Source organism: Caballeronia udeis (assembly GCF_001544555.2).
Classification (GTDB): Bacteria; Pseudomonadota; Gammaproteobacteria; order Burkholderiales; family Burkholderiaceae; genus Caballeronia; species Caballeronia udeis.
Map to the genome: position 1 here is coordinate 19,955 of NZ_FCOK02000009.1, position 25,298 is coordinate 45,252.

Genomic DNA, 25,298 nt, shown 5'->3' on the forward strand with positions numbered 1-25,298 from the left:
GCCTTCACGGCCGCTTTTTTATGCGAATACGTCGGGCATCCCGGTCGCGGTTCAGTCGCTGACCGGATCGCCCAAGGTCCACTCGCCCGACATCACCTTCTCCAGCCAGAAGCTGCCGATGATTGTCTTGACGTCGCTGATATGGCCGCTCCTGATCCACTCGAAAACCTGCGACCGGTCCGCGATGAACGTTTCGAGGAACTCACCCTCGTCGAGCTTGCTCTCGCCTGCCGTCAACCCACGGGCCAGGTACAAATCGATGAACTCGGTCGAATAGGAAATAACCGGATGGATCCGCGTCAGGAAAAACCATTCGCGCGCCGTATAACCGGTTTCTTCATGCAGCTCGCGCTTTGCGCACGCCAGTTCGCTCTCGTTCGGATCGAGTTTGCCGGCGGGAAATTCGCGCAGGACTTTACGGATCGGATAGCGATACTGCCGCTCCAGCAGCACGCGGCCGTCGTCGAACATCGGCAGGATCATCACGGCGCCCGGATGTTCGACGAACTCGCGCGTGGCGTGCTTGCCGTCGGGCAGTTCGACCGTATCGATCTTGAGCGTGAGGAACTTGCCTTGATGGAGCAACTTGCTCTCGACCGTCTTCTCGATCAAGCCATCGTCGGAATCAGGGAACTCGATATATGGGTCAGCCATCGTGCACCTTGAAGGAAACGCGCGAAAGTCAAGCGCGAGGATCAAGCTACGACGGCCGTCGCCGTCAGCGGCGCTTGACGAGATATTGGAACGCGAAACCGGGGAATGCGAGCACCAGGAACAAGCTGAAGGTCACGGCATAAAACTGCCAGCCCTGCTCGAAACGGTTGCCCGCACGCGCCTCAAGCATAAAGCCGAGCGCACCCACAATAAAATAAAGCACGATTATTTCCGCGATGCGAATCCAGACGCTTTTCTTCGCCGCCTTGAGCGGGATAACGGCGAAAAGGCGCTGATTCGCGAACGGGAGGTTGGCGCCGACCAGCGCCAACAACACAATAAACCAGCCCGCCGCCGACATTACAACTGGAACGGCAAGGTGTGCGAGATCGCAGCCAGGCAGGCGTTCATCAGCGGACCGGGGACAATGCCAAGCACCAGCACCGCCAGGCCGTTGAAGGCGAGCAGCGCGCGCTTGAGGTTGTCCGCGACGATCGGCGACGCATCGGTCGGTGCATCGAAATACATCAGCTTGACGATACGCAGGTAGTAGAACGCACCCACCAGCGACGACAGCACCGCCAGCACGGCAAGCCACGTCAGGCCGGCGTTCATGGTGGCCTCGAGCACGGCGAGTTTCGCGTAGAACCCGACCATTGGCGGAATACCGGCGAGCGAGAACATCATGATCATCATCACGAACGCGAACACCGGGCTACGCTGGTTCAGGCCCTTGAAGTCGTCGAGCGTTTCGGCTTCGAAGTCCTTGCGTGCCAGCAGCATGACTACACCGAAGGTGCCAAGCGTGGTCAGCAAATAGATGATGCTGTAGAACATGGCCGAGCTATACGCGTTTGCCGCGCCATCAGCCTTGCCGTCGACCACCCCTGCCAGCATGCCCAGCAGCACGAAGCCCATGTTCGAGATAGCCGAGTACGCCAGCATCCGCTTGATGTTCTTCTGCACGATACCGGTCACATTACCCACGATCAGCGACAACGCAGCCAAAATCACCAGCATCTCTTGCCAGTCCACCGCCAGCGGCAGCAGCGCCATCACCAGGAAACGCAGACCCCACGCAAACGCCGCGGCCTTCGGACCACCGCCTGTGAGCAGCGTCATCGCGGTCGGTGCGCCCTGGTACACGTCAGGCACCCACATGTGGAACGGCACCGCGCCCATCTTGAACGCCACGCCCGCCACCACGAAGATCACGCCGAACAGCAGGACTGCGTCGTTGATGCGGCCGGTTGCGATCGCCTTCGCGACTTCATTCAGTTCGAGCGAGCCGGTCGCGCCGTACAGCATCGAGATGCCGTAGAGCAGGAAACCCGAAGCCAGCGCACCGAGTACGTAGTACTTCATCGCGGATTCGTTGGCCTGCGGCGAGTCCTTGCGCAACGCGATCACCGCGTATAACGACAGCGACATCAGTTCCAGGCCAAGATACAGCGTCAGGAAGTTGTTGCCGGAAATCATCACGCACTGCCCGAGCAGCGAGAACAAGCCGAGCAGGAAGAAATCGCCGCGGAACAGGTCGCGATCCTCAAGATACTTGCGCGAATAGATGATCGATACCGCAAAGCCGAGCGTCACGACCGCTTTCATTGCGCTCGCAAACGGGTCGACCACGTACATGCGCGTGAAGTAGTAATGCGGCGTGGGATCGAGCGCCTGGAAGGCGAACCACACACCGACCACAATGGCCGACACAACCGAAATCAGGTAGGTCGAGTGACGGCTCTTCACACCGAAGATGGTGTCGTTCAACCAGGCCACGACGACCATCAGCATCAACAGTCCATCGGGTAACAGGGCACTCATGGGGGCGTTTTGCATGATCTTTTAATTCCTCCGCACGCGTTACTGGGCCAGCGGCAGTTTGGACTGCGCGACGTGGGAGAGGAGATTTTCTACGGATGCGTGCATCACGTCGGTGAACGGCTTCGGATACAGGCCCATGTACAGCGTGAATACGGCAAGCACGGCGAGTATGAAGAATTCGCGCTTGTTGATGTCTTTCAGCTTCGCCACGTGATCGTTCGCTACAGCGCCGAAGTGCACGCGCTTGTACATCCACAGCGTGTAAGCCGCGCCGAGAATCAACGTGAAGGCCGCCAGGAAACCGATCCAGAAGTTGAACTTCACGGCAGCCAGGATCACCATGAATTCACCAACGAAACCCGAGGTCCCCGGCAAGCCGCAGTTGGCCATCGCGAACAACATGGCGAATGCGGCGAACTTCGGCATGACGTTCACCACACCGCCGTAGTCGGCGATCCGGCGCGAATGCATCCGGTCATATAGAACACCGATACACAGGAACATGGCGCCCGAGACAAAGCCGTGCGAGATCATCTGGATGATCGCGCCTTCCATGCCGAGCGTGCTGAAGATGAAGAAGCCGAGCGTGACGAAGCCCATATGCGCAATCGACGAATACGCCACCAGCTTCTTCATGTCTTCCTGCACCAGCGCCACGAAGCCGATGTAGATCACCGCGATCAGGGACAACGTGATCACCACCGGCGCCAGGAAATGGCTGGCATCCGGCGCGATAGGCAGCGAGAAGCGGATGAAACCGTACGCGCCCAGCTTCAGCATGATCGCGGCCAGCACGACCGAGCCGCCTGTTGGTGCTTCAACGTGGGCGTCAGGCAACCACGTGTGGACCGGCCACATTGGCACCTTCACGGCGAAGGCCAGGAAGAATGCGATGAACAGCAGGATCTGCGGCGTGAAACCGATCTTCAGGGCATGCCACGTAGCGATGTCGAACGTGTGCGTCTGCGTGTAGAGATACAGCAGCGCGATCAGCATCAGCAGCGAGCCCATCAGCGTGTAGAGGAAGAACTTGAACGCGGCATACACGCGGTTCGCGCCACCCCACACGCCGATGATGATGTACATCGGGATCAGCGTCGCTTCGAAGAAGACGTAGAACAACATGCCGTCGGCGGTCGAGAACACGCCGATCATGAGGCCCGACAGAATCAGGAACGCGGCCAGGTACTGCGCCACGCGCACCGTGATGACTTCCCACGCGCTGATGATCGTGATCACCGTGATCAGCGCGGTCAACACGACAAACCACATGGAGAGGCCGTCGACGCCAAGGTGATACGAGATGTTGAAGCGTTCGATCCAGACCGACTTCTCTTCGAACTGCAGCGCGGCCGAAGAGTTGTCGAAGCCGGTAATCAGGGGAATGGTGACGATCAGTCCAAGAATCGAGCCGATCAGCGCAAGCCAGCGCGACGGGCCCGGATTGCTGTCATTGCCTATTGCCAGTACAAGGATGCCGACAATGATCGGCAACCAGATCGCGAGACTAAGAATGGGTAAAGAGTGCATAGATAGGTGTCCCCGCCTTATTTGCCGCCGAGCGTTACAAACAGGGTCAAGAGCCCCAACATGCCAATGATCATGGCGAACGCGTAGTGATAGATGTAACCGGATTGGAGGAAGCGAATCACACCGGCAAACCAGCCGACGAACTTCGCGAGGCCGTTGACGATACCGTCGATAACGGCAACATCACCCTCTTTCCAGAGTCCGCGGCCAATGGCGACCGCGCCCTTTGCAAATACGACGTCGTTGATCTTGTCGAGGTAGTACTTGTTGTCGAGCAAGTTATAGATCGGCAGGAAGCGTTGCTTGATCACGCCCGGCAGATCCGTACGTTTCCAGTACAGGAACCACGACACCACCACGCCCGCGAGCGCCAGCCACACCGGGAGACCCGCGACCGAATGCAGGCCCATCGCGAACCAGCCCTGGAATTCCTCGCCCATCTCGTGGAGCGCAGGATGATTCGCGCCAATGGCGATCACCTGGTCGAACACCACGCCGTGCGCGAAAAAGTCGCCGAACAGCATTGGGCCAATCGCAATCGCACCGATAATCACCGACGGAATTGCCAGCAGGATCAGCGGAAGGGTAATGACCCATGGCGTTTCGTGCGGAACATGCACGTGGTCATGGCCATGCCCGTGATCGTCATGGCCGTGTGCATCGTGGCCATCGTGACCATGCGAGTCGTGCGCGTGCGCCGCGGCTTCGATCGCCATCGGGCTTTCCGGATGCTTCGGACCGCGGAAGCGCTCCTTGCCGTGGAACACCATGAAGTACATGCGGAATGAGTACAGCGCAGTCACGAACACGCTCGCGACCACGGCGAAGTACGCGAAGCCCGAACCCGGAAGGTGCGACAGCTTCACCGCGTCGATGATCGAATCCTTCGAATAGAAACCGGCGAAGAACGGCGTACCAATCAGCGCGAGTGATCCGATAAGCGAAGTGATCCACGTGATCGGCATGTATTTACGCAGGCCGCCCATGTTGCGCATGTCCTGATCGTGGTGCATGCCAATGATCACCGAACCGGCGCCAAGGAACAGCAGCGCTTTAAAGAACGCGTGCGTCGCGAGGTGAAACACAGCGACCGGATAAGCGGAGACGCCGAGCGCCACCGTCATGTAACCAAGTTGCGAGAGCGTGGAGTAAGCCACCACGCGCTTGATGTCGTTCTGCACCACACCCAGAAAACCCATGAACAGCGCCGTGATCGCACCGATCACCGTCACGAACGACAACGCCGAATCCGACAATTCGAACAGCGGCGACATCCGCGTGACCATGAAAATACCGGCTGTCACCATGGTTGCCGCGTGGATCAGCGCCGAGATCGGTGTCGGGCCTTCCATGGAGTCCGGCAGCCACACGTGCAGCGGGAACTGCGCCGACTTACCCATCGCGCCGATGAACAGGCAGATACAGGCAACGGTCAGCAAACCCCAGTCGGTGCCCGGGAACGTCATGGTGGCCAGCGCGGTACGGTGAGCAAACACATCGCCGTAGTTGAGCGAACCGGCAAACGCCAGCAACAAGCCAATGCCGAGCAGGAATCCGAAGTCGCCCACGCGGTTCACGATGAACGCCTTCATGTTCGCGTAGATGGCCGTCGGACGCGTGAAGTAGAAGCCGATCAGCAGATACGACACCAGGCCCACCGCTTCCCAGCCGAAGAACAACTGCAGGAAATTGTTGCTCATCACGAGCATCAGCATGGAGAACGTAAAGAGCGAGATGTACGAGAAGAAGCGCTCGTAGCCCACCTCTTCGTCGGCCATGTAGCCGATCGTATAGATGTGCACCATCAGCGAGACGAAGGTGACGATCACCATCATCATGGCGGTGAGCGAGTCGACCAGGAAGCCGATCTCCATCTTGAGCGGACCGACCGTCAGCCATTCGTAGATGGTCGCGTTGAAGCTCGCGCCCTGCACCACATCGAGGAAGACGATGCAGGAGAGCACGAACGAGATCATCACGCCAAGGATCGTGATGCGGTGCGAGCTCTTACGCCCGATCTTCCAGCCGAACAGCCCCGCGATCAGCGAGCCGGCAAGCGGCGCCAGCGGAATCGCGAGCAGAAGGTTTTCATTGAGTGTCGTGGACATAGCTGTCTTGCCTGAAATTAACCTTTGAGCTGATCGAGGTCTTCGACGTTGATCGTGTCGAGACTGCGGAACAACGTGACCAGGATGGCGAGGCCGATTGCTGCTTCAGCCGCCGCGACCGTCAGCACGAAGAACACGAAGATCTGTCCGTGGATGTCGCCGAGATAGTGCGAGAAAGCGACGAAGTTCGTGTTGACCGCCAACAGCATCAGTTCGATTGCCATCAGGATGATGATCACGTTACGTCGGTTCAGAAAAATGCCGACGATGCTGATCGCGAACAGGATCGCGCCAAGCACAAGGTAATGGGCAAGACTCAACATGGTTATTTATCTCCTCAGCCTTTGTTGTCGACCGTGCCGGCGCCGGCATTGCCGGTCACGGGCGGATTGGCCGTGGCGTCGTCCGGCACTTCTTTCTCGGACTTCATCTTGACGATCCGCACGCGATCTTGCGCACGCACCTTGACCTGGTCGCTGATGCGCTGGCGCTTGCTGTCCTTCTTCTCGCGAACCGTGAGCGAGATGGCCGCAATGATCGCCACAAGCAGGATCAGGCCGGCAATTTCAAACGCGAAGATGTAGTCGGTGTAGATGACCTTGCCGATCAGGTGCGAGTTCGACATCACCGCACTGCCCGCCGCCACGTTGCCGAGCATCGGGTCGCGCACCGGCGTGATGGTCGCACCGTAGCCGTGCCACAGGATCAGCGCCGTTTCAATGATGATGATCGCGCCCACGATACTGGCTATAGGCACGAACTTCTTGAAGTCGCCATGCAGCACGTCGAGGTTGATGTCGAGCATCATCACCACGAACAGGAACAGCACCATCACCGCGCCGACGTAGACGAGAACCAGCAGAATGGCGAGGAATTCGGCTTCAAGCAGCATCCAGATCGCGGCCGCGTTGAAGAACGCGAGCACGAGGAACAAGGCGGACGCCACCGGATTGCGCGAAGTGATCACCTTCAGCGCCGACACAACCAGCAGCAGCGCGAAGATGTAAAACAGTACGGTCGTGAATTCCATGATTACCGGTTCATCGTTAGGCTTTGTGTTTTGACACAAGCGCGCCGCGTCGCGTTTTTTCAGGAACGCAACCTACAACCTTGGCGCGCGGGCCGGAACAGCAGGTCAATTCAAATGCAGGAACAGCAAGGGGCGCGGCGGTATTCTGTCTGCTCTGCCCCGCTTCGCTTTACCGCGTTTACTGCGTTTCACCGATAAGGAGCATCAGCCGCCTTCGCAGCGGCAATCTCTGTTTCATAACGGTCGCCCACTGCGAGCAGCATCTCTTTCGTGAAATACAGGTCGCCGCGCTTCTCGCCGTGATACTCGAGGATGTGCGTTTCGACGATCGAATCGACCGGGCAGCTTTCTTCGCAGAAACCGCAGAAGATGCACTTGGTCAGGTCGATGTCGTAGCGCGTGGTACGGCGTGTGTTGTCAGCGCGCGTTTCCGATTCGATCGTGATGGCGAGCGCGGGGCACACGGCCTCGCACAGCTTGCATGCGATGCAGCGCTCTTCGCCATTTTCGTATCGGCGCAATGCATGCAGTCCACGGAAACGCGGCGAAATAGGCGTCTTCTCTTCCGGGAACTGAACGGTGATCTTGCGCTGGAACACGTAGCCACCGGTCAGCGCCAGACCCTTCAGCAACTCGGTCAGGAAAAACGTTTTGAAGAAATTCTGAAATGCGTTCATGGTTATTTCATCCGCCCATTATTTCCAGATGTTCAGCGGCGACATGATCCAGAACCCGACCACGACCACCCACACCACCGACACCGGCAGAAAGATTTTCCAGCCGAGACGCATGATCTGGTCGTAGCGATAACGCGGGAACGTCGCACGCGCCCAGATGAACACCGACAGCAGGAAGAAGATCTTCAGCACGAACCAGAAAATGCCCGGGATGAAGGACAGGAAACCAAACGGTGCGCTCCAGCCGCCAAGGAACAGCGTGGTTGCGATCGCCGAAATCACGATCATGTTGATGTATTCAGCCAGGAAGAACAGCGCGAACGCCATGCCCGAATAATCGATCATGTGACCCGCGACAATCTCCGACTCGCCTTCCACCACGTCGAACGGGTGACGGTTCGTTTCAGCAATGCCCGAGACGAAGTACACAACGAACATGGGCAGCAGCGGCAGCCAGTTCCACGAGAGGAAGTTGATGCCCCAGCTCGCGAAGATGCCCTGTTCCTGCGACACCACGATGGCCGACATGTTCAGGCTGCCGGTCACCATCAGCACGACCACGAGCGCGAAACCCATCGAGATTTCGTACGACACCATCTGGGCTGCCGCGCGCATCGCGCCAAGGAACGCGTACTTCGAGTTCGACGCCCAGCCGGCGAGAATCACGCCGTACACGCCGACGGATGAAATCGCCATCACGTAGAGCAAGCCCGCGTTGACGTCGCCGAGCACCGCTTTCGCCTGGAACGGAATCACCGCCCACACCGCGAACGCGGGCACCACGGTCATGATCGGCGCGATCAGGTAGATCCAGCGGCTGGCTTGCGTCGGCTGAATCACTTCTTTCAGCAGCAGCTTCAGCACGTCGGCGATCGGCTGCAACAGGCCCATCGGACCCACGCGATTCGGCCCGAGACGGACGTGCATCCAGCCGATGAGCTTGCGTTCCCACAGAATCAGGTACGCCACGCACAGCAGGATCACTACCGAGACCACGAGAATGCGGACTAACGCCCACACCGTCGGCCAGGCGACGCCGAGAATCTGCGTCCCGCCTGCGTTGATCGTATCGAACAAGCCCATTTACGCCTTCTCCACTACCAGTTCACCGAACAGAGCCCCGAGCGCTGCACCGGCCGACGTTCCGCTCGACACACGCACCACGCTTTCCGCCAGATTCGCGTCGCGAACTGCCGGCAGGACCACCGCGAGATCACCTTGAGCGACACGCACCGCATCGCCGTTTTTCAGACCGAGTTTCTCGAACAGCGACGTCGGCAACCCAACCACGTTCGCGTCGCGCGCAGCAGCCGTCAGATGCAGCGATTCGGCGCGGCGCGACAATGCGTCGGCGTGATAGATCGGCGTGTCGGCGAGGCGCTCGTAGCTGCCTTCTTTGGTTTCAGCCGCTTTCGAAACAGCCTTGATCGCGACGTCCGTCTTGTTCGACAGACGCGCCGTCAGATCGCCCGTGCCCAATGCGGCGTCGCGGACTTCTTCGGCGGTATCGAATTCGAAGCCTTTCAACCCGAGGATGCTGCCCAGCACGCGCAGCACCTTCCAGCCCGGACGCGTTTCGCCCAGCGGACGCACCACGCCGTTGAACGTCTGCGCGGTACCTTCGGCGTTGACGAACGTGCCCGAGGTTTCCGTGAACGGCGCGATCGGCAGCAGCACGTCGGCGTAATCGGCGCCATGCTTGAATGCCGACAACGCGACAACCATCTCCGCCTGCTTCAATGCGGCAAGCGCCTGAGCGGGGTTGGCGGTATCGAATGCGGGTTCGACGTTGAACAGCACATAACCCTTGCGCGGCTGTTCGAACACTTCACGAGCGTTCAGACCGCCCTCGCCCGGCAGTGCATCGACGAGATGTGCGCCAACCGTATTGGCCGCTTCCGTCAGATAACCCAGCGTCGCGCCCGTGTTGTCCGCAATCCATTGGCATACGGCCTGGATCTGCGCGAACTGCGGATGCTGAACCGCGCTGTTGCCGAGCAACACCACGCGCTTGTCACCCGCCGACAACGACGATGCAATGTCTTTCGCAGCCGCTGACGCTTCATATCCGGCGAACGCTTCGGGCACTGCAACGCCACGTGCTTCGGCCACCGCTGCAGCCAGACTGCCGAGGCGGTCGAGCCATTCCGACGGCGCCGCGACCACGCGGTGCGCAGCCGGGATCAGCGAGTCATCATTCGTCGCGTTCAGGAACGTGAGCTTCGCACCGCCCTTGGCGGCTTGACGCAGGCGTGCCGCGAACAGCGGATGATCGCGACGCAGGAACGAACCGACCACAAACGCCGTGTCGATATTCGTCAGGTCTGCGATCTTCACGCCAAGCCACGGCGCGCTATCCGACACCGGCGCCGAGAAGTCGCTCTGACGCAGACGGAAGTCGACGTTCGGCGACCCCACGCCTTCGGCGAATTGCTTCAGCAGATACAGTTCTTCGACTGTGCTATGCGGCGTAGCCAGCGCAGCGATCTGATTCGCGCCGTGATCGGCCGTAATGCCCTTGATACCCTTCGCCACGTATTCCAGCGCCGTCTGCCAGTCCGTCTCGATCCACTTGCCGCCCTGCTTCAACATGGGCTGCGTGAGACGTTCGTCGCTATTCAGCGCTTCGTACGAGAAGCGATCCTTGTCCGAGATCCAGCATTCGTTGATGGCTTCGTTTTCCATCGGCAGAACACGCATCACGCGGTTGTTCTTCACTTGCACGACCAGGTTCGCGCCGACGGAATCGTGCGGACTGATCGACTTGCGGCGCGACAACTCCCACGTACGGGCGCTGTAGCGGAACGGCTTGCTCGTCAACGCGCCGACCGGGCACAGGTCGATCATGTTGCCCGACAGTTCCGAGTCCACCGTCTTGCCGACGAACGACGTGATTTCCGAGTGCTCGCCACGGCCCAGCATGCCGAGTTCCATCACGCCGGCCACTTCCTGACCGAAACGGACACAACGCGTGCAATGGATGCAGCGCGTCATCTCTTCCATCGAGATCAGCGGTCCGACGTTCTTGTGGAACACCACGCGCTTTTCTTCGTTGTAGCGCGATTGGGACTTGCCGTAACCGACCGCTAGGTCTTGCAGCTGGCATTCGCCGCCCTGATCGCAGATCGGGCAATCGAGCGGGTGATTGATCAGCAGGAATTCCATCACGGACTGCTGCGCCTTAACGGCCTTGTCCGATTTCGTGCGCACGATCATGCCCGCCGACACCGGCGTGGCGCAGGCGGGAACCGCCTTTGGCATTTTTTCGACTTCGACCAGGCACATCCGGCAGTTTGCCGCGATCGACAGTTTCTTGTGATAGCAAAAGTGCGGAATGTATGTGTCTACCTTATGCGCAGCCTGGATCACCATGCTGCCTTCAGGCACTTCTACACTTTTGCCGTCGATTTCTAGTTCAACCATGATGGGGAATGGTCCTTGGCCTGATCACTGATCACGCGGTAAGCGCTTCGGACGTGTGCGCATGATGCGCGTGTCCGTCGACGAGACAATGTTTATGCTCGACGTGATATTCAAATTCGTCCCAGAAGTGCTTCAGCATGCCGCGCACCGGCATGGCCGCCGCGTCGCCGAGAGCACAGATGGTGCGACCCATGATGTTTTCTGCGACCGAGTTCAGCAGATCCAGGTCTTCCTTGCGCCCGAGTCCATGTTCAATACGATGGACCACGCGATACAGCCAGCCCGTACCTTCACGGCAAGGCGTGCATTGGCCGCACGACTCTTCGTAGTAGAAATAGGACAAGCGCAGCAGCGAGCGCACCATGCAGCGCGTTTCGTTCATCACGATCACGGCGCCCGAACCGAGCATGGAGCCGGCTTTCGCGATGGAGTCGTAGTCCATGTCGGTCTTCAACATGATGTCGCCCGGGATCACCGGTGCCGACGATCCACCCGGGATCACCGCTTTCACCGACTTGCCGCGCACGCCGCCAGCCAGATCGAGCAAGGTTTCGAACGACGTACCAAGCGGCACTTCAAAGTTGCCAGGGAAATTGACGTCGCCTGCAACCGAGAAAATCTTCGTGCCGCCGTTGTTCGGCTTGCCGATCTCGAGATATTTCTGCGGGCCGATAGCCAGCAGGAACGGCACGGCCGCGAAGGTTTCGGTGTTGTTGATGGTGGTCGGCTTGCCGTACACGCCGAAGCTCGCCGGGAACGGCGGCTTGAAGCGCGGCTGGCCTTTCTTGCCTTCCAGTGACTCGAGCAGCGCGGTTTCTTCGCCGCAGATATACGCGCCGTAACCATGGTGCGCATGCAGTTCGAACGAGAAGCCCGAACCCAGGATGTTCGCACCGAGGTAACCAGCCGCACGCGCTTCTTCAAGCGCCTGTTCGAAGATCCGGTAGACCTCGAAAATCTCGCCGTGAATATAGTTGTAGCCGACCGTGATGCCCATGGCATACGCGCCAATGGCCATGCCTTCGATCAGCGAATGCGGATTCCAGCGCAGGATGTCGCGGTCCTTGAACGTGCCCGGTTCGCCTTCGTCCGAGTTGCAGACGAGGTACTTCTGCCCCGGGAACTGACGCGGCATGAAGCTCCACTTGAGACCGGTCGGGAAACCCGCACCGCCGCGGCCGCGCAGGCCCGACGCCTTGACGTCGGCAATGACCTGCTCTTGGGGGATCTTTTCTTCGAGGATGCGACGCAGCTGGGCGTAACCGCCGCGCGCCACATAGTCTTCGAGGTGCCAGTTGTCGCCGTTAAGACCGGCGAGAATCAGGGGCTGGATGTGGCGGTCGTGAAGAGACGTCATTTCGATAGTTCCTCGAGGAGCGTGTCGATCCGCTCGCGACTCATGAAACTGCACATACGATGATTGTTCACGAGCAACACGGGTGCATCGCCGCACGCGCCGAAACATTCGCCTTCTTTCAAGGTGAATTTGCCGTCAGCGGTGGTTTCGCCAAAGCCGATGCCGAGCTTTTGCTTCAGGTATTCAGCAGCGCTTTCCGAACCGCCGTCCGGCCCGAGCTGGCACGGCAGGTTCGTACAGAGCGTGATCTTGTGTTTGCCGACCGGCGAGGTCTCGTACATGGTGTAGAACGTCGCCACTTCCTGCACGGCCACGGCGGGCATGCTGAGGTAGTCGGCCACGAACTGCATCAGTTCCGGCGATAGCCAGCCGTGCTCTTCCTGAGCCACGGTCAACGCCGACATCACCGCGGACTGTTTCTGGTCCACGGGATATTTCGCGATCGCGCGATCGATTTCTTTCAGGCCTTCAGCTGAGATCATTTCAGACACGACTCTTTCAGTTCCTACCGAACGAACACCCGCCGCGTTTTTCTTTTGCGGCAGACCTGGCGTCCTGCTGTTGTTGGTTCGCCGGCATGCTCAGCGCTACTGCGCGTGCTTGCCGGCGAGGTGCGGCGCAGATTCCTCGCGACTGCATGTCAGCGATCGATCTCACCGAACACGATGTCCTGCGTGCCAATGATGGTCACCGCGTCCGCAATCATGTGACCACGAGCCATTTCGTCAAGTGAAGCAAGATGTGCATAACCTGGCGCACGAATCTTCAGGCGATACGGCTTGTTCGCGCCGTCCGAGATCAGATAAATGCCGAATTCGCCCTTCGGGTGCTCGACCGCCGCATACGTCTCGCCTTCGGGAACGTGAAAACCTTCCGTGAAGAGCTTGAAGTGGTGAATCAGCTCTTCCATGTTGGTCTTCATGCCCACGCGCGAAGGCGGCGCAATCTTGTGATTGTCGACCATCACCGGGCCTGGATTCTTGCGAAGCCACTCAATACATTGTTTCGCGATGCGGGTGGACTGACGCATTTCTTCCACGCGCACGAGATAACGGTCGTAGCAGTCACCGTTCACGCCGACCGGAATGTCAAAGTCGAGCTGATCGTAGACTTCATACGGTTGCTTCTTGCGCAAATCCCATTCAATGCCCGAGCCGCGCAGCATCGCACCGGTCATGCCGAGCTGCAACGCGCGCTCAGGACTGACCACGCCGATACCCACCAGCCGCTGCTTCCAGATGCGGTTATCGGTCAGCAGCGTCTCGTACTCGTCAACGCACTTCGGAAAGCGGGTAAAGAAGTCGTCGATGAAATCGAGCAACGAACCTTGACGCGTTTCGTTCATCCGCGACAACGCTTTCGCATTGCGGATTTTCGACGCCTTGTATTGCGGCATTGCGTCAGGCAGATCGCGATACACGCCGCCCGGACGGTAGTACGCCGCGTGCATCCGTGCGCCGGATACCGCTTCGTACACGTCCATCAGATCTTCGCGTTCTCGGAACGCATACAAAAACACCGCCATTGCGCCGACGTCGAGCGCGTGCGAGCCGATCCACATCAGGTGGTTCAGCACGCGCGTAATTTCGTCGAACAGCACGCGGATGTATTTCGCGCGAACCGGAATGTCGATACCGAGCAGCTTCTCGATCGCCATCACGTAGCCGTGCTCGTTGACCATCATCGACACGTAGTCAAGACGGTCCATGTACGGCACGGACTGAATGAAGGTCTTCGATTCCGCGAGTTTTTCGGTCGCGCGGTGCAGCAGCCCGATATGCGGATCGGCGCGCTGAATCACTTCGCCGTCCAGTTCCAGCACGAGGCGCAGCACACCGTGCGCGGCCGGGTGCTGCGGGCCGAAATTGAGCGTGTAGTTCTTGATCTCTGCCATGGCGTTCTCTTAGTGTTTCAGACCGCCATAGCGGTCCTCGCGGATCACGCGCGGCGTGATTTCGCGCGGCTCGATCGTCACTGGCTGGTACACGACGCGCTTCTCTTCCGGGTCGTAACGCATTTCGACATAACCCGACACCGGGAAGTCCTTGCGGAACGGATGGCCGATAAAACCGTAGTCGGTGAGAATGCGGCGCAGGTCGGGGTGGCCTTCAAAGACGATACCGAACAGGTCGAATGCTTCCCGTTCGTACCAGTTCGCCGACGACCAGACGTCGACAGCCGAAGGCACGATCGGCACTTCGTCGTCCGGTGCGAACACGCGCACGCGCAGACGCCAGTTGTTCGCGATCGAAAGAAGATGGAGGACGGCCGCGAAACGCGGGCCTTCGTAGGCGCCGTCGCCGTACGTGGAGTAGTCCACGCCGCACAGGTCGACGAGTTGCTCGAAGCCGAGCGAACGGTCGTCGCGCAGCTTGAGCACTACATCAGCGTAGTTCGCTGCCTTGACAACAATGGTCAGTTGCCCGAGCGACTCGGTGATGCTTTGCAGGCGGTCGCCGAACGCCGCCTCGAGGTTCGCTTTCAGGGTCTCGAGTTTGCTTGCCATATTGGGGAGGCTCTGGCCTTGGTGACGCTTAATGGGACTTCAGGGACTTCAACAGCGCTACTGGCGTGCTTACGTGCGCCAGGACTTGGCGGCGCACTTGGCTGACGACAATTACTGACGAGCGATCGTGCTGGTGCGGCGAATTTTCGCCTGCAACTGGATCACGCCATACACCAGCGCCTCAGCCGTCGGCGGGCATCCGGGCACGTAGACGTCGACCGGCACGATCCGGTCACATCCGCGCACAACCGAATACGAATAGTGATAGTAACCACCGCCGTTGGCGCACGAACCCATGGAGATGACCCAGCGCGGCTCCGCCATCTGGTCGTAGACCTTGCGCAGCGCCGGCGCCATCTTGTTGCACAGCGTGCCGGCGACGATCATCACGTCCGACTGCCGCGGACTCGGACGAAACACCACGCCGAAACGGTCCAGATCGTAGCGGGCAGCGCCCGCGTGCATCATCTCGACCGCACAGCACGCCAGACCGAACGTCATGGGCCACAGTGAACCCGTGCGCGTCCAGTTGATCAGCTTGTCAGCCGTGGTGGTGACAAACCCTTCCTTCAAGACCCCTTCGATACTCATTTGCTTTCACTCCAGATGAGCAGCCAGCCATAGCCGCCCAGCAATCCGGTGATCTTCAACCCGCCCGATACTTCCTTACTCCCAGTCCAGCCCACCCTTTCTCCAGATGTAGGCGAAACCAAGCAGAAACTCGAGCAGAAAAACCATCATTGACAGGAAACCGGGCCAGCCGATGTCGCGCAGGGCAACGCCCCACGGAAACAGGAACGCGGTTTCGAGGTCGAAAATAATGAACAGAATAGCGACGAGATAGTAACGCACATCGAACTTCATACGGGCGTCTTCGAATGCTTCGAAGCCACACTCGTAAGGTGCGTTCTTTTCAGTGTCAGGCTTATTGGGACCGAGGATCTTACCGATGCTGACGAGCGCGATACCTAAACCGGTGCCCACGACAAGGAACAGCAAGACGGGATAATAGGCTGAGAGATTCACGACTATCCTCAAATCGGTTTGATCTGGTGTGCCGGCCGGGACGACTGCCCCACCGATTTTCAACTAAAGCCGAGAAACATGCACAAGAGATCTTGAGCAAATTCACTCGCCAGAAGTGACAATGCCAGCCGAAGCAATGCATGCGGCTGGCATTGGATAACTTTTGGTGCCGACGGCGAGACTCGAACTCGCACAGCTTTCGCCACTACCCCCTCAAGATAGCGTGTCTACCAATTTCACCACGTCGGCACTGTCTTGCAATCCGGAAAAACAACTTCTAATTGCCGGGAATCGCTTCAAGAACAAAATTATAACCGGGTTAACCAGTTTGTTCAACGCACAAAAAGCGCTCCAGGCGAAAAATTATTTCGGCACGTCCGAGCCAGGACCCGACGACGCGACCGGCGCCGAAGCCGCTGCCGGAACCGACCCGGCGACCGCCGGATGTGCCGCAGGCGCGGTTACCGCCGCCCCGCCCAGCAAGCCTGCGGAGGCCGCCGGCTTATAGCTGCCGAGGTACGTCAGCGCCAGTGTCGAGATGAAAAACACGGCGGCGAGGACCGCAGTTGTACGCGACAGGAAGTTGGCCGAACCGGTTGCGCCGAACAGGCTTCCCGACGCGCCGCTACCGAACGCCGCGCCCATGTCCGCACCCTTACCGTGCTGCAACAATACCAGCCCGATAACACCGAACGCCGACAACAACTGGACGACGATAATCAAAGTCTTTAAATACAGCATTCCGTTCACCCGACTCTTTAATGTTCACGTGACACTGTTGCGTCACGCTTTTGATGCTTACATCTTCGAAAGCTTAAACTCGGTTATTAAACCGAAACGTTTTGTGCCGCCTGGCAAATCGCAAGGAAATCGTTCGACTTCAGCGATGCGCCGCCAATCAATCCGCCATCAATGTCCTGCTGAGCGAATAATTCTTCCGCATTCTCCGGCTTGACACTGCCGCCGTACAAGACCGGCACGTCCGCCACTGCTGCACCCTTGCCGGCCAGTTGCGCGCGCAGGAATGCGTGAACCTGTTGCGCCTGCTCCGTCGTCGCGCTTTTTCCCGTGCCGATCGCCCAGACCGGCTCGTACGCCACGACGATCTTCGCCGCCTGGTGCTCGCTCAGCACCAGCAACACGGCTTCCAGTTGCGTGCCGACTACTTGCTCTGTCAAACCGTTGTCACGCTGCTCCAGCGTCTCGCCCACGCACACGATGGGCGTCAGCCCGGCTTCCAGCGCTCGCTGCGCCTTCACCGCGACCAGGTCCGAATGCTCGCCATGATAGGCGCGCCGCTCCGAGTGACCAACGATCGCGAATGTTGCATCAAAATCCGCTGCCATGCCTGCGGCGACTTCACCGGTATAAGCGCCCTGCGTGTGGGCCGAGACGTCCTGGACACCCCACGCGACCACCGATCCGCCCAGCAGCGCCTGCGCCTGCGCAAGATACGGCGCGGGCACGCAAACCGCGGTGCGCACGCCCTTCTGCAACGTCGCGGCGCCAGCGGCCACTGCCTGCATCAAGACCGCGTTCTCAGCCAGACGGCCGTGCATCTTCCAGTTTCCGACTACCAGTTTTGCGCGCTCGGCTTGTTCTTTCGGCATTTGTCTCGTCGTAGCAGCGAGGCTGCCGATCATTGAAATAGAAAAATGGAACTTTCGGACGCAACGCGCCAGCACAACATATGATTTTACTGTGCCCGGCGGAAATCGGTCAAACAACGCGGTCAAACAACGAAACCTGATCCGCCGGTCAATTCAGGTCCCGGACCGGCAATCAGGCAACCTGGCCCCAGTCCAGCATGATCTTGCCGATATGCGTACTGCCTTCCATCAATGCATGAGCGGCGGCGGCCTGATCGGCGGGGAAAACCTGATGAATGACAGGTTTGATCCGTCCGGCCTCGATCTCCGGCCATACGTGCGTCTTCAGTTGCACCGCGACCCTGCCCTTGAACGCGACCGAGCGCGGCCGCAGTGTGGAGCCGGTAATCACCAGGCGGCGACGCAGCACTTCGTTGAGGTTGATCTCGGCTTTCGAACCGCCCAGCGTTGCAATCACGACCACCCGGCCGCCGTCGGCCAGCGTCTTCAGCTCACGCGGAAGATAGTCGCCAGCGACCATGTCCAGGATCACGTCCACGCCGCGGTCGTTCGTCAGCGACTTCACCACATCGACGAAATCTTCCGTGTTGTAGTTGATCGCGCGTTCCGCGCCGAGCTTTTCGCACGCCTGGCACTTTTCGTCGCTCCCAGCCGTCACGAACACGCGATGCCCCAGCGCCTTTGCAATCTGGATGGCCGTCACGCCGATACCGCTCGACCCGCCCTGGATCAGCAGCGTTTCTTCCGCACCGTTCTCGCCCTTGCCCAGATGCGCACGCTCGAACACGTTGCTCCAGACCGTGAAGAACGTTTCCGGCAACGACGCCGCCTCAATATCCGTCAACCTCTGCGGCACCGGCAGGCATTGATCGAGCGGCGCGCACGCGTATTCAGCGTACCCACCGCCCGCGAGCAGCGCGCACACGCGATCCCCTGCTCTCAAACCGAACGGATTGTGCTTCGGATCGAAGTCGCCGCGCACGATCTCACCGGCCACTTCCAGCCCCGGCAGATCCGAGGCGCCCGGCGGCGGCGCATAACCGCCCTTGCGCTGGAACACGTCCGGGCGATTCACGCCCGACGCCGCGACCTTGATCAGCACTTCGCCGGCCTTCGGCTCCGGCATTGGACGCTCGCCCAGCTTCAATACGTCGGGCGAACCGAACTCGGTGATTTCGATGGCTTTCATCTGCTTATTCCCTTCAAGTCACACTCGCCTGACACCGATGCATAACCCCATGGCATTGCGGGCTCACTCAGCCGAAACCCGCAATAACATCGAATCATGTTTGAACCGTCACATTCAAAAACGGCCGGCGCGCGGGACTCACGCGCCGGCCATCCCGAACTTACCGCATTACTGCTGCGTCGGCTGGATCGGTTCGATAGGCGCGCCGCCTTCGTTCAGCAAAGCCTTCGCCGACAAACGAACACGACCCTTTTCGTCTGTCTGGATGACCTTGACCTTCACGATCTGGCCTTCCTTCAGGTAGTCGTTGATGTCCTTGATGCGCTCGTTCACGATTTCCGAGATGTGCAGCAGACCATCCTTACCCGGAAGAATATTCACGATCGCGCCGAAGTCCAGCAATTTGAGTACCGGGCCTTCGTAGACCTGACCCACTTCCACTTCGGCCGTGATGTTCTCGATGCGCTTCTTCGCTTCCGCCATGCCTTCGCTGCTCGTGCTCGCGATGGTCACCACGCCGTCGTCCGAAATGTCGATGGTCGTGTTGGTTTCTTCGGTCAACGCACGGATCACCGAACCGCCCTTGCCGATCACGTCGCGGATTTTCTCCGGATTGATCTTCATGGTGATCATGCGCGGCGCGTAGTCCGACAGGTTCGTGTTCGTACCCGGAACCGCGGTCGTCATCTTGCCCAGGATATGCATGCGGCCTTCCTTCGCCTGTGCGAGCGCGACCTGCATGATTTCCTTCGTGATGCCCTGGATCTTGATGTCCATCTGCAGTGCCGTCACGCCTTGCGCCGTGCCCGCCACCTTGAAGTCCATGTCGCCGAGGTGATCTTCGTCGCCCAGGATGTCGGTCAGCACCGCGAACTTGTTGCCTTCGAGGATCAGGCCCATCGCGATACCCGCGACGTGCGCTTTCATGGGAACACCAGCGTCCATCAACGCGAGACAGCCGCCGCAGACCGAAGCCATGGACGAAGAACCGTTCGATTCCGTGATTTCCGACACCACGCGGATGGAATAGCCGAATTCGTCGGCGCTCGGCAGGCAAGCCGCCAACGCGCGCTTGGCCAGCCGGCCATGACCGATTTCACGGCGCTTCGGCGAACCGACGCGACCCGTTTCGCCGGTCGCGAACGGAGGCATGTTGTAGTGAAGCATGAAGCGTTCGCGATACTCGCCTTCGAGCGCGTCGATGTTCTGTTCGTCGCCCTTCGTGCCCAGCGTCGCGATCACGAGCGCTTGCGTTTCGCCGCGCGTGAACAGAGCCGAACCGTGCGTACGCGGCAGCACGCCGGTACGGATTTCGATCGGACGGACGGTGCGGGTGTCGCGGCCGTCAATACGCGGTTCGCCGTTCAGGATCTGCGTACGGACGATCTTCGCTTCGATGTCGAACATCACATTGCCGATGGTCGCCTTGTCAGCCGGCGTTTCGCCCGCTGCAACCGCGTCTTCGGTCAACTTTGCGGTCGTTGCTGCGTAAACTTCCTTCAGCTTGGCGGTACGAGCTGATTTGTCGCGGATCTGGTACACGGCGTTCAGATCGGCTTGCGCCAGTTCCGACACGCGTGCGATCAGCGGTTCGTTCTTCGGTGCCGGCGCCCAATCCCACTCAGGCTTGCCACCTTCGGCGACGAGTTCGTGGATCGCGTCGATAGCGACCTGCATCTGGTCGTGACCAAACACCACGGCGCCGAGCATGACTTCTTCGGTCAGTTGCTGCGCTTCCGATTCCACCATCAACACCGCGCGTTCCGTACCGGCAACGATCAGGTCGAGCGCCGATTCCTTCATTTGCGGACGGGTCGGGTTCAACACGTATTCGTTGTTGATATAGGCCACGCGTGCTGCGCCCACCGGGCCGTTGAACGGCAGGCCGGAGATAGCCAGCGCTGCCGACGCGCCGATCAGCGCAGGGATGTCGGCAGGCACGTCGGGGTTCAACGACAGCACATGGATTACTACCTGCACTTCGTTATAAAAACCTTCCGGGAACAGCGGACGCAACGGACGGTCGATCAGGCGCGAAATCAACGTTTCGCCTTCCGACGGACGGCCTTCGCGACGGAAGAAACCACCCGGGATCTTGCCGGCTGCGTAGGTCTTTTCCAGATAGTCGACGGTCAGCGGGAAGAAATCCTGGCCCGGCTTTGCCGTCTTCGCGCCGACAACCGTCGCGAGCACCACGGTATCTTCCACATCGACGATCACGGCGCCGCTTGCCTGGCGCGCGATTTCACCTGTTTCCAGGCGAACGTTGTGTTGTCCCCACTTGAATTCCTTGACGATCTTTTTAAACATTCTCACTCCTTCTTCGTTATGCCTCGCGTGTTTCCTGACGTGTTGTCGTGGACGCCGGAGCATCCGGAGCCCGTGCACACGGTAAAGAAACGGCGAAGCCAAGCGATGACCGGAACCGCACGAAAGAGGGGTGTATGTCATTCCAACGCAACACGACACGCGATGCGCATGACGCGCTGGAATGACACAAAGCTCCGCCGTGAAGCCCGGCCTGTAGTCGAATCGGTTTCCGATCCGGGGTTGGCCTTAATGCAAGCCTTCGATATTTCCCGCCACTTTCCTTTCTACGCCCATGAAGAGCGCGCCGTTCAAAAACAAAATGCCTGTATCAGCAAACTGACACAGGCATTTCGTTGTGAACGCTAGCCGCTTACTTGCGCAGGCCCAGCTTCTCGATCAGCGAGCGATAACGGTCAGCGTCTTTGCCCTTGAGGTAATCGAGCAGCTTGCGACGGCGGCTCACCATGCGCAGCAGGCCGCGGCGGCTGTGGTGATCCTTCGTGTGAGCCTTGAAGTGAACGGTCAGTTCGTTGATACGGGTGGTCAGCAGTGCAACTTGCACTTCTGGCGATCCGGTGTCATTAGCGGCGCGCGCATATTCTGCGACAACGTCGGACTTCTTTGCATGAGCAGCAACTACGGTAGACATTTGATTTTCCTTTGAAACGGACAGGCGGTCACGGAAGAAAGGCCGTGCCGTGGGTTTTCTACGTTACTTGAATCAACCTCTGATTCGCTTGCCGGACGGGGTTCTGCAACCCTCCCCAAGTACGGCAAGTCGCGAATTATAGCACAGCGGTTTTCGTCGTCGACCCGGTTGGGGACGACGGACGAAATGATGCAATAGTCCTGCGCCCAGGACGTGTTGTTTTTACGGCGCGGGACGCTTCATCTGGCAGGTGGTGGGCATGGCGGTCTGGGCGGCCGGGATCTTTAACAGCGTTCGAAAGCCAAAACCGGACCCTTCGTTGTCAAAATGCACGCCCGGCGTGCCCACCTTGTCCATCTCCATCACATAAAGGGGCTGGATCAATTGATGATCGGCGGCACGCATTTCTGTTGTCTGGAATCCTTTGTCCAGCTTCATGCCTTCCAGTGCGCGGGCGACCGCGGCCGGGTCGGCGCTGTGCGCTTTCTCCATGGCCTGCGCCAGCATCTCGATCATGACCGGCATGCGCAGGAAGAGGTAATCGTCGGCCGCAGCAGGAAAACGGGTGCGAAAAGCCGCGTAGTAAGCATCCGACGCGCTGCCGCCTACATTCGGATGCCAGTCGGCCACCGCCACGACATGTTTTACGCCGGCGTCCCCCAGAGCGGCGGGCGCGCCCAGGCTGTTGCCGTAAAACGTATAGAAATGCGTGTCGAGCCCCTGTTCGCGGGCAGCTTTGACAAGCAGCGTCAGGTCATTGCCCCAGTTGCCGGTGATCACCGCGTCGGCGCCGCTTGCGCGGATCTTGGCCACGTACGGCGCGAAGTCCTTCACGCGCCCGGCGGGGATGAATTCATCGGCGACGATTGCGATGTCCGGGCGACGCTCCTTCAGCGCACGCTGGGCTTCATGGCTGACGTCGTGGCCAAAGCTGTAGTCCTGGTTGAACAAATAGACCTTCTTCACCGATTGATCGTGCTGGATGACATCGGCGAGCGCATTCATCCGCATGCCCGCGTGGGCATCGAAGCGAAAGTGCCAGAAACTGCAATCGGCGTTGGTGAGCGCGGGGTCGTCGGCGGAATAGTTGAGGAAAACCACGCGATGTTCCGGATCGCGGGAATTTTGCTTATTGATCGCGTCGATAAGCGCAGCCGCGACCGCCGAGCTGTTGCCCTGCATGACAAAGCCAATATCCTGGTCGATAGCCGCACGCAACTGGACGAGGCTGGCTTCGCTGCTGCCCTTGCCGTCGAGGACCACCAGCTGGAGCGGATGTTTGCCGTCGGGCAATGCAACACCGCCGTTCGCATTCACGCGCTCTACGCCAAAGCGAAGATTCCGTTCGACGGCCGCGCCGGCGTTGGCGAACGGACCGGACATGCCTTCGATCATCGCAATGCGAATGGGGGGCAAGCCGGGCGCGGCGTCCGCCGCACGCGCGGGAGCGACAAGCGCACTGACGACGCATGACGCCACCAGCAACAAACCGCTCAGGCGCTTGCCGGCATGCAATGCGCGGCCGAGAAGCCGGGACCGACGCGTCGGCAAGCACCGCTCACTTGCCCTGAGAGAAACCACGCGCCGCAAACCGGGGCCGAGGTCGAGACCCATACAGTCCATTACAGTCCATCCATGGATAAATGACAGCGAAGATGACAGCAAAGCGAATCGCGGATCATAGGACGTTCGCCATGCTGCATGCAACCGCCAGGGAAATGCGAATGGAAATGGAATAGCCGCCCGGCCCCGCACGTTCCATCTACATGCAACAAGCGCGTCCTGACGGCCGCGATCAAAACCGCGCGCCGACCCCGCATGTCAAAATAAGCGATGCGGTGCAAGACAGCAGAAAAACCCACGGCCGATCGTTGATACGGCGTGGATACGAATACGAAGGAGGCTTCGATGTTGAGCAAGGCAATACGAAAACCCGCGGCGGCAATGGCACTCGCCCTTCTGCTCACGGCGTGCGCACAGCCGTGGCAGAACTACCAGGCAGGCGCGGACTCGTCCACCATCACGGCAAAGCTGGGACCGCCCAGGGAGGTCTATGACTTGCCGAACGGCGGCAAGCGCCTGATGTGGCCGACCCAGCCACTGGGCGAAGTGACCACGGCGGCGGATATCGATGCATCGGGAAAGATCGTGAGCGTGCGCCAGGTCCTCGATGAAAACGAGTTCTTCAAAGCCCAGGTCGGCACCTGGACACGCAAGGACGTGCTGATCAACTTCGGGCGTCCGGTGGAGACGTCCTACTTCCCGTTGATGAAACGCGAGGTGTGGACCTACCGGTACATGGAAGCAAACGTCTGGTACATGATGTACAGCTTTTACTTCGACGATCAGGGCACGCTGCGCCTGACACAAAAAACGCCCGACCCGCTTCACGATCCCGATCAACGGAATTTCTTCTGATTTCGCCTTTCGCCTGATTTCACCTGATCAAGCACCGAAGAAATTTTTTGTCGACGAAAAAAAATGCCGCTCGAAAAATGCGGCATTTTTTTATGACTGGACTGCCCGGATCTTTTAATAGAAAGTTATTCGTAAGGTTTCTCGCGGCGCCGCGATGACGCCGGAAATACATTCCCGGCGATAATTTGGCCGTTGCAGTGTTGTGCCTCTCGTTACGCTTTTGGAGCTGATACCCATGAATCGACCCAAACGCATGCTGGTTGAAAACGTCGGCTGGGCGGCTGAAATTGCCGCCAGCGACCCGGATTTCTTCGAAACCCTGGCCCAGGGCCAAAGTCCGACGGTGCTCTGGCTTGGGTGCTCGGACAGCCGCGTGCCGGCCGAAACCATCACGCACTCGAAGCCCGGAGATTTATTCGTCCATCGCAACATCGCGAACCTCTTTTCACCCGACGACGACAACACCATGAGCGTCCTCGAATACGCGGTGAGCGTGCTGAAAGTGGACGACGTGATCGTGTGCGGTCACTACGGCTGCGGCGGCGTGCGAGCGTCGTTGCTGCCGTTGTCCGACGCCCTGCCCCACGTGAACCGGCGCATTGCCCCGCTGTGTGCGCTGGCGCGTGAGCACAGCGGCGAACTCGACGCGATCGGCGCGTTGGATTCACGCATCGACCGGCTGGCGGAACTGAGCGTGCTTCAACAAGTGCGTGCGCTACGCGACACACCCATCGTGCGTGATGCCGAACGCCCGCCGCGCGTTCACGGCTGGATCTTCGGTCTGCGCGATGGCCGTATCAAGGTGCTTTCGTCCGGAGATCCCGCCGATGCCGATACCGGGGGCGAGCCCGCCACTCCATCAATTGTGGCGGCGGGAATAGTAAAACCCGCAAAACCGGCAGAACCCGTGCCGGCGCCTAGCGCAGTCCAGCGCGTGATCGAAAGCTCCCGCAACTAGCCGTTCAATCCCACGTTTCAACCCTTCAC

At 59.5% G+C, this 25,298-nt stretch carries 25 protein-coding genes and 1 tRNA gene; 3 read left to right on the top strand and 23 right to left on the bottom strand.

What is annotated here, in order from left to right; genetic code table 11:
* Positions 1–51: 51 nt before the first annotated feature.
* The 21 genes from AWB69_RS08925 to pnp form a co-directional block, all read right to left on the bottom strand.
* Positions 52–654 (bottom strand): NUDIX domain-containing protein, encoded by a 603-nt coding sequence (locus AWB69_RS08925; RefSeq protein ID WP_062084491.1) that lies wholly within the window; start codon positions 652–654, stop codon positions 52–54.
* Between the two features lie 64 nt (positions 655–718).
* Complete coding sequence (locus tag AWB69_RS08930; RefSeq protein WP_062084493.1) at positions 719–1,015, bottom strand: DUF2818 family protein; 297 nt, start codon at positions 1,013–1,015, stop codon at positions 719–721.
* A complete protein-coding gene (gene nuoN, locus AWB69_RS08935) occupies positions 1,015–2,493 on the bottom strand; it encodes an NADH-quinone oxidoreductase subunit NuoN (RefSeq protein WP_062084496.1) in 1,479 nt (492 codons plus the stop codon). The genes AWB69_RS08930 and nuoN overlap by 1 nt, the downstream gene beginning before the upstream one ends.
* A 24-nt stretch (positions 2,494–2,517) precedes the next feature.
* On the bottom strand, positions 2,518–4,008 hold the full coding sequence (locus tag AWB69_RS08940; protein ID WP_062084498.1) for an NADH-quinone oxidoreductase subunit M: 1,491 nt from the start codon (positions 4,006–4,008) through the stop codon (positions 2,518–2,520).
* Positions 4,009–4,025: 17 nt separating this feature from the next.
* Positions 4,026–6,116: an NADH-quinone oxidoreductase subunit L gene (gene nuoL / locus AWB69_RS08945; protein ID WP_062084501.1), complete on the bottom strand. Its 2,091-nt coding sequence runs from the start codon at positions 6,114–6,116 to the stop codon at positions 4,026–4,028.
* Between the two features lie 17 nt (positions 6,117–6,133).
* Positions 6,134–6,439, bottom strand: a complete 306-nt coding sequence (nuoK, locus tag AWB69_RS08950) for an NADH-quinone oxidoreductase subunit NuoK (protein ID WP_031360677.1) — start codon at positions 6,437–6,439, stop codon at positions 6,134–6,136.
* Between the two features lie 14 nt (positions 6,440–6,453).
* Positions 6,454–7,146 (bottom strand): NADH-quinone oxidoreductase subunit J, encoded by a 693-nt coding sequence (locus AWB69_RS08955; RefSeq protein ID WP_062084503.1) that lies wholly within the window; start codon positions 7,144–7,146, stop codon positions 6,454–6,456.
* A gap of 188 nt (positions 7,147–7,334) precedes the next feature.
* Entirely contained in the window at positions 7,335–7,823 is a 489-nt protein-coding gene (gene nuoI, locus AWB69_RS08960) for an NADH-quinone oxidoreductase subunit NuoI (RefSeq protein WP_062084505.1), read from the bottom strand.
* An 18-nt stretch (positions 7,824–7,841) separates the two neighbouring features.
* Positions 7,842–8,906: an NADH-quinone oxidoreductase subunit NuoH gene (nuoH, locus tag AWB69_RS08965; RefSeq protein WP_062084507.1), complete on the bottom strand. Its 1,065-nt coding sequence runs from the start codon at positions 8,904–8,906 to the stop codon at positions 7,842–7,844.
* Positions 8,907–11,246: an NADH-quinone oxidoreductase subunit NuoG gene (gene nuoG / locus AWB69_RS08970; protein ID WP_062084509.1), complete on the bottom strand. Its 2,340-nt coding sequence runs from the start codon at positions 11,244–11,246 to the stop codon at positions 8,907–8,909.
* 31 nt (positions 11,247–11,277) lie between these two features.
* Positions 11,278–12,603 (bottom strand): NADH-quinone oxidoreductase subunit NuoF, encoded by a 1,326-nt coding sequence (gene nuoF / locus AWB69_RS08975; RefSeq protein WP_062084512.1) that lies wholly within the window; start codon positions 12,601–12,603, stop codon positions 11,278–11,280.
* Positions 12,600–13,085: an NADH-quinone oxidoreductase subunit NuoE gene (gene nuoE, locus AWB69_RS08980; RefSeq protein WP_062084514.1), complete on the bottom strand. Its 486-nt coding sequence runs from the start codon at positions 13,083–13,085 to the stop codon at positions 12,600–12,602. Before nuoE ends, nuoF begins: the two co-directional genes overlap by 4 nt.
* 158 nt (positions 13,086–13,243) lie before the next feature.
* A complete protein-coding gene (locus AWB69_RS08985; protein ID WP_062084517.1) occupies positions 13,244–14,497 on the bottom strand; it encodes an NADH-quinone oxidoreductase subunit D in 1,254 nt (417 codons plus the stop codon).
* A 9-nt stretch (positions 14,498–14,506) separates the two neighbouring features.
* A complete protein-coding gene (locus AWB69_RS08990) occupies positions 14,507–15,109 on the bottom strand; it encodes an NADH-quinone oxidoreductase subunit C (protein ID WP_062084520.1) in 603 nt (200 codons plus the stop codon).
* 111 nt (positions 15,110–15,220) lie between these two features.
* Positions 15,221–15,700, bottom strand: a complete 480-nt coding sequence (locus tag AWB69_RS08995) for a NuoB/complex I 20 kDa subunit family protein (protein ID WP_027819582.1) — start codon at positions 15,698–15,700, stop codon at positions 15,221–15,223.
* Positions 15,701–15,775: 75 nt separating this feature from the next.
* Entirely contained in the window at positions 15,776–16,135 is a 360-nt protein-coding gene (locus AWB69_RS09000; protein WP_056353980.1) for an NADH-quinone oxidoreductase subunit A, read from the bottom strand.
* Positions 16,136–16,299: 164 nt separating this feature from the next.
* Positions 16,300–16,384, bottom strand: a tRNA-Leu gene (locus AWB69_RS09005).
* Between the two features lie 114 nt (positions 16,385–16,498).
* Complete coding sequence (gene secG / locus AWB69_RS09010) at positions 16,499–16,876, bottom strand: preprotein translocase subunit SecG (protein WP_062084523.1); 378 nt, start codon at positions 16,874–16,876, stop codon at positions 16,499–16,501.
* 86 nt (positions 16,877–16,962) lie between these two features.
* Positions 16,963–17,745, bottom strand: a complete 783-nt coding sequence (tpiA, locus tag AWB69_RS09015) for a triose-phosphate isomerase (RefSeq protein WP_062084677.1) — start codon at positions 17,743–17,745, stop codon at positions 16,963–16,965.
* A gap of 172 nt (positions 17,746–17,917) precedes the next feature.
* Positions 17,918–18,934 (bottom strand): NAD(P)H-quinone oxidoreductase, encoded by a 1,017-nt coding sequence (locus tag AWB69_RS09020; RefSeq protein ID WP_062084525.1) that lies wholly within the window; start codon positions 18,932–18,934, stop codon positions 17,918–17,920.
* A 168-nt stretch (positions 18,935–19,102) separates the two neighbouring features.
* The gene (pnp, locus tag AWB69_RS09025) at positions 19,103–21,250 is read right to left on the bottom strand and encodes a polyribonucleotide nucleotidyltransferase (RefSeq protein ID WP_197500201.1); all 2,148 of its coding nucleotides are present in this window, start codon (positions 21,248–21,250) and stop codon (positions 19,103–19,105) included.
* A gap of 162 nt (positions 21,251–21,412) precedes the next feature.
* Between pnp and AWB69_RS47545 the strand changes: the two genes are divergently transcribed.
* Positions 21,413–21,610 carry a hypothetical protein gene (locus AWB69_RS47545; protein ID WP_156528782.1) on the top strand — a complete coding sequence of 66 codons (198 nt, stop codon included), beginning with the start codon at positions 21,413–21,415 and terminating at the stop codon, positions 21,608–21,610.
* Between the two features lie 4 nt (positions 21,611–21,614).
* On the opposite strand, the gene rpsO is transcribed toward AWB69_RS47545, so the two are convergent.
* On the bottom strand, positions 21,615–21,893 hold the full coding sequence (gene rpsO / locus AWB69_RS09030; RefSeq protein WP_062084529.1) for a 30S ribosomal protein S15: 279 nt from the start codon (positions 21,891–21,893) through the stop codon (positions 21,615–21,617).
* A 222-nt stretch (positions 21,894–22,115) separates the two neighbouring features.
* Positions 22,116–23,516, bottom strand: coding sequence for a branched-chain amino acid ABC transporter substrate-binding protein (locus tag AWB69_RS09035; RefSeq protein ID WP_231937038.1), 1,401 nt, complete (start codon positions 23,514–23,516; stop codon positions 22,116–22,118).
* 285 nt (positions 23,517–23,801) lie between these two features.
* Between AWB69_RS09035 and AWB69_RS09040 the strand changes: the two genes are divergently transcribed.
* Both AWB69_RS09040 and AWB69_RS09045 read left to right on the top strand, forming a co-directional pair.
* Positions 23,802–24,311, top strand: a complete 510-nt coding sequence (locus AWB69_RS09040) for a hypothetical protein (RefSeq protein WP_062084531.1) — start codon at positions 23,802–23,804, stop codon at positions 24,309–24,311.
* 235 nt (positions 24,312–24,546) lie between these two features.
* Positions 24,547–25,269 carry a carbonic anhydrase gene (locus AWB69_RS09045; protein ID WP_082913318.1) on the top strand — a complete coding sequence of 241 codons (723 nt, stop codon included), beginning with the start codon at positions 24,547–24,549 and terminating at the stop codon, positions 25,267–25,269.
* Positions 25,270–25,298: the final 29 nt, after the last annotated feature.

Bases quoted from the DNA above. Each gene is read 5' to 3' on its own strand.
- nuoF (WP_062084512.1), bottom strand. From the start codon at position 12,603: ATGACGTCTCTTCACGACCGCCACATCCAGCCCCTGATTCTCGCCGGT.
- AWB69_RS08930 (WP_062084493.1), bottom strand. From the start codon at position 1,015: ATGTCGGCGGCGGGCTGGTTTATTGTGTTGTTGGCGCTGGTCGGCGCC.
- AWB69_RS09035 (WP_231937038.1), bottom strand. From the start codon at position 23,516: ATGGACTGTATGGGTCTCGACCTCGGCCCCGGTTTGCGGCGCGTGGTT.
- nuoG (WP_062084509.1), bottom strand. From the start codon at position 11,246: ATGGTTGAACTAGAAATCGACGGCAAAAGTGTAGAAGTGCCTGAAGGC.
- AWB69_RS08985 (WP_062084517.1), bottom strand. From the start codon at position 14,497: ATGGCAGAGATCAAGAACTACACGCTCAATTTCGGCCCGCAGCACCCG.
- nuoE (WP_062084514.1), bottom strand. From the start codon at position 13,085: ATGATCTCAGCTGAAGGCCTGAAAGAAATCGATCGCGCGATCGCGAAA.
- AWB69_RS08925 (WP_062084491.1), bottom strand. From the start codon at position 654: ATGGCTGACCCATATATCGAGTTCCCTGATTCCGACGATGGCTTGATC.
- AWB69_RS08990 (WP_062084520.1), bottom strand. From the start codon at position 15,109: ATGGCAAGCAAACTCGAGACCCTGAAAGCGAACCTCGAGGCGGCGTTC.
- AWB69_RS08940 (WP_062084498.1), bottom strand. From the start codon at position 4,008: ATGCACTCTTTACCCATTCTTAGTCTCGCGATCTGGTTGCCGATCATT.
- AWB69_RS09020 (WP_062084525.1), bottom strand. From the start codon at position 18,934: ATGAAAGCCATCGAAATCACCGAGTTCGGTTCGCCCGACGTATTGAAG.
- AWB69_RS09045 (WP_082913318.1), top strand. From the start codon at position 24,547: ATGAATCGACCCAAACGCATGCTGGTTGAAAACGTCGGCTGGGCGGCT.
- nuoI (WP_062084505.1), bottom strand. From the start codon at position 7,823: ATGAACGCATTTCAGAATTTCTTCAAAACGTTTTTCCTGACCGAGTTG.
- AWB69_RS47545 (WP_156528782.1), top strand. From the start codon at position 21,413: ATGACGCGCTGGAATGACACAAAGCTCCGCCGTGAAGCCCGGCCTGTA.
- AWB69_RS09040 (WP_062084531.1), top strand. From the start codon at position 23,802: ATGTTGAGCAAGGCAATACGAAAACCCGCGGCGGCAATGGCACTCGCC.
- rpsO (WP_062084529.1), bottom strand. From the start codon at position 21,893: ATGTCTACCGTAGTTGCTGCTCATGCAAAGAAGTCCGACGTTGTCGCA.
- secG (WP_062084523.1), bottom strand. From the start codon at position 16,876: ATGCTGTATTTAAAGACTTTGATTATCGTCGTCCAGTTGTTGTCGGCG.
- nuoH (WP_062084507.1), bottom strand. From the start codon at position 8,906: ATGGGCTTGTTCGATACGATCAACGCAGGCGGGACGCAGATTCTCGGC.
- tpiA (WP_062084677.1), bottom strand. From the start codon at position 17,745: ATGCCGAAAGAACAAGCCGAGCGCGCAAAACTGGTAGTCGGAAACTGG.
- AWB69_RS08955 (WP_062084503.1), bottom strand. From the start codon at position 7,146: ATGGAATTCACGACCGTACTGTTTTACATCTTCGCGCTGCTGCTGGTT.
- AWB69_RS08995 (WP_027819582.1), bottom strand. From the start codon at position 15,700: ATGAGTATCGAAGGGGTCTTGAAGGAAGGGTTTGTCACCACCACGGCT.
- nuoK (WP_031360677.1), bottom strand. From the start codon at position 6,439: ATGTTGAGTCTTGCCCATTACCTTGTGCTTGGCGCGATCCTGTTCGCG.
- nuoN (WP_062084496.1), bottom strand. From the start codon at position 2,493: ATGCAAAACGCCCCCATGAGTGCCCTGTTACCCGATGGACTGTTGATG.
- nuoL (WP_062084501.1), bottom strand. From the start codon at position 6,116: ATGTCCACGACACTCAATGAAAACCTTCTGCTCGCGATTCCGCTGGCG.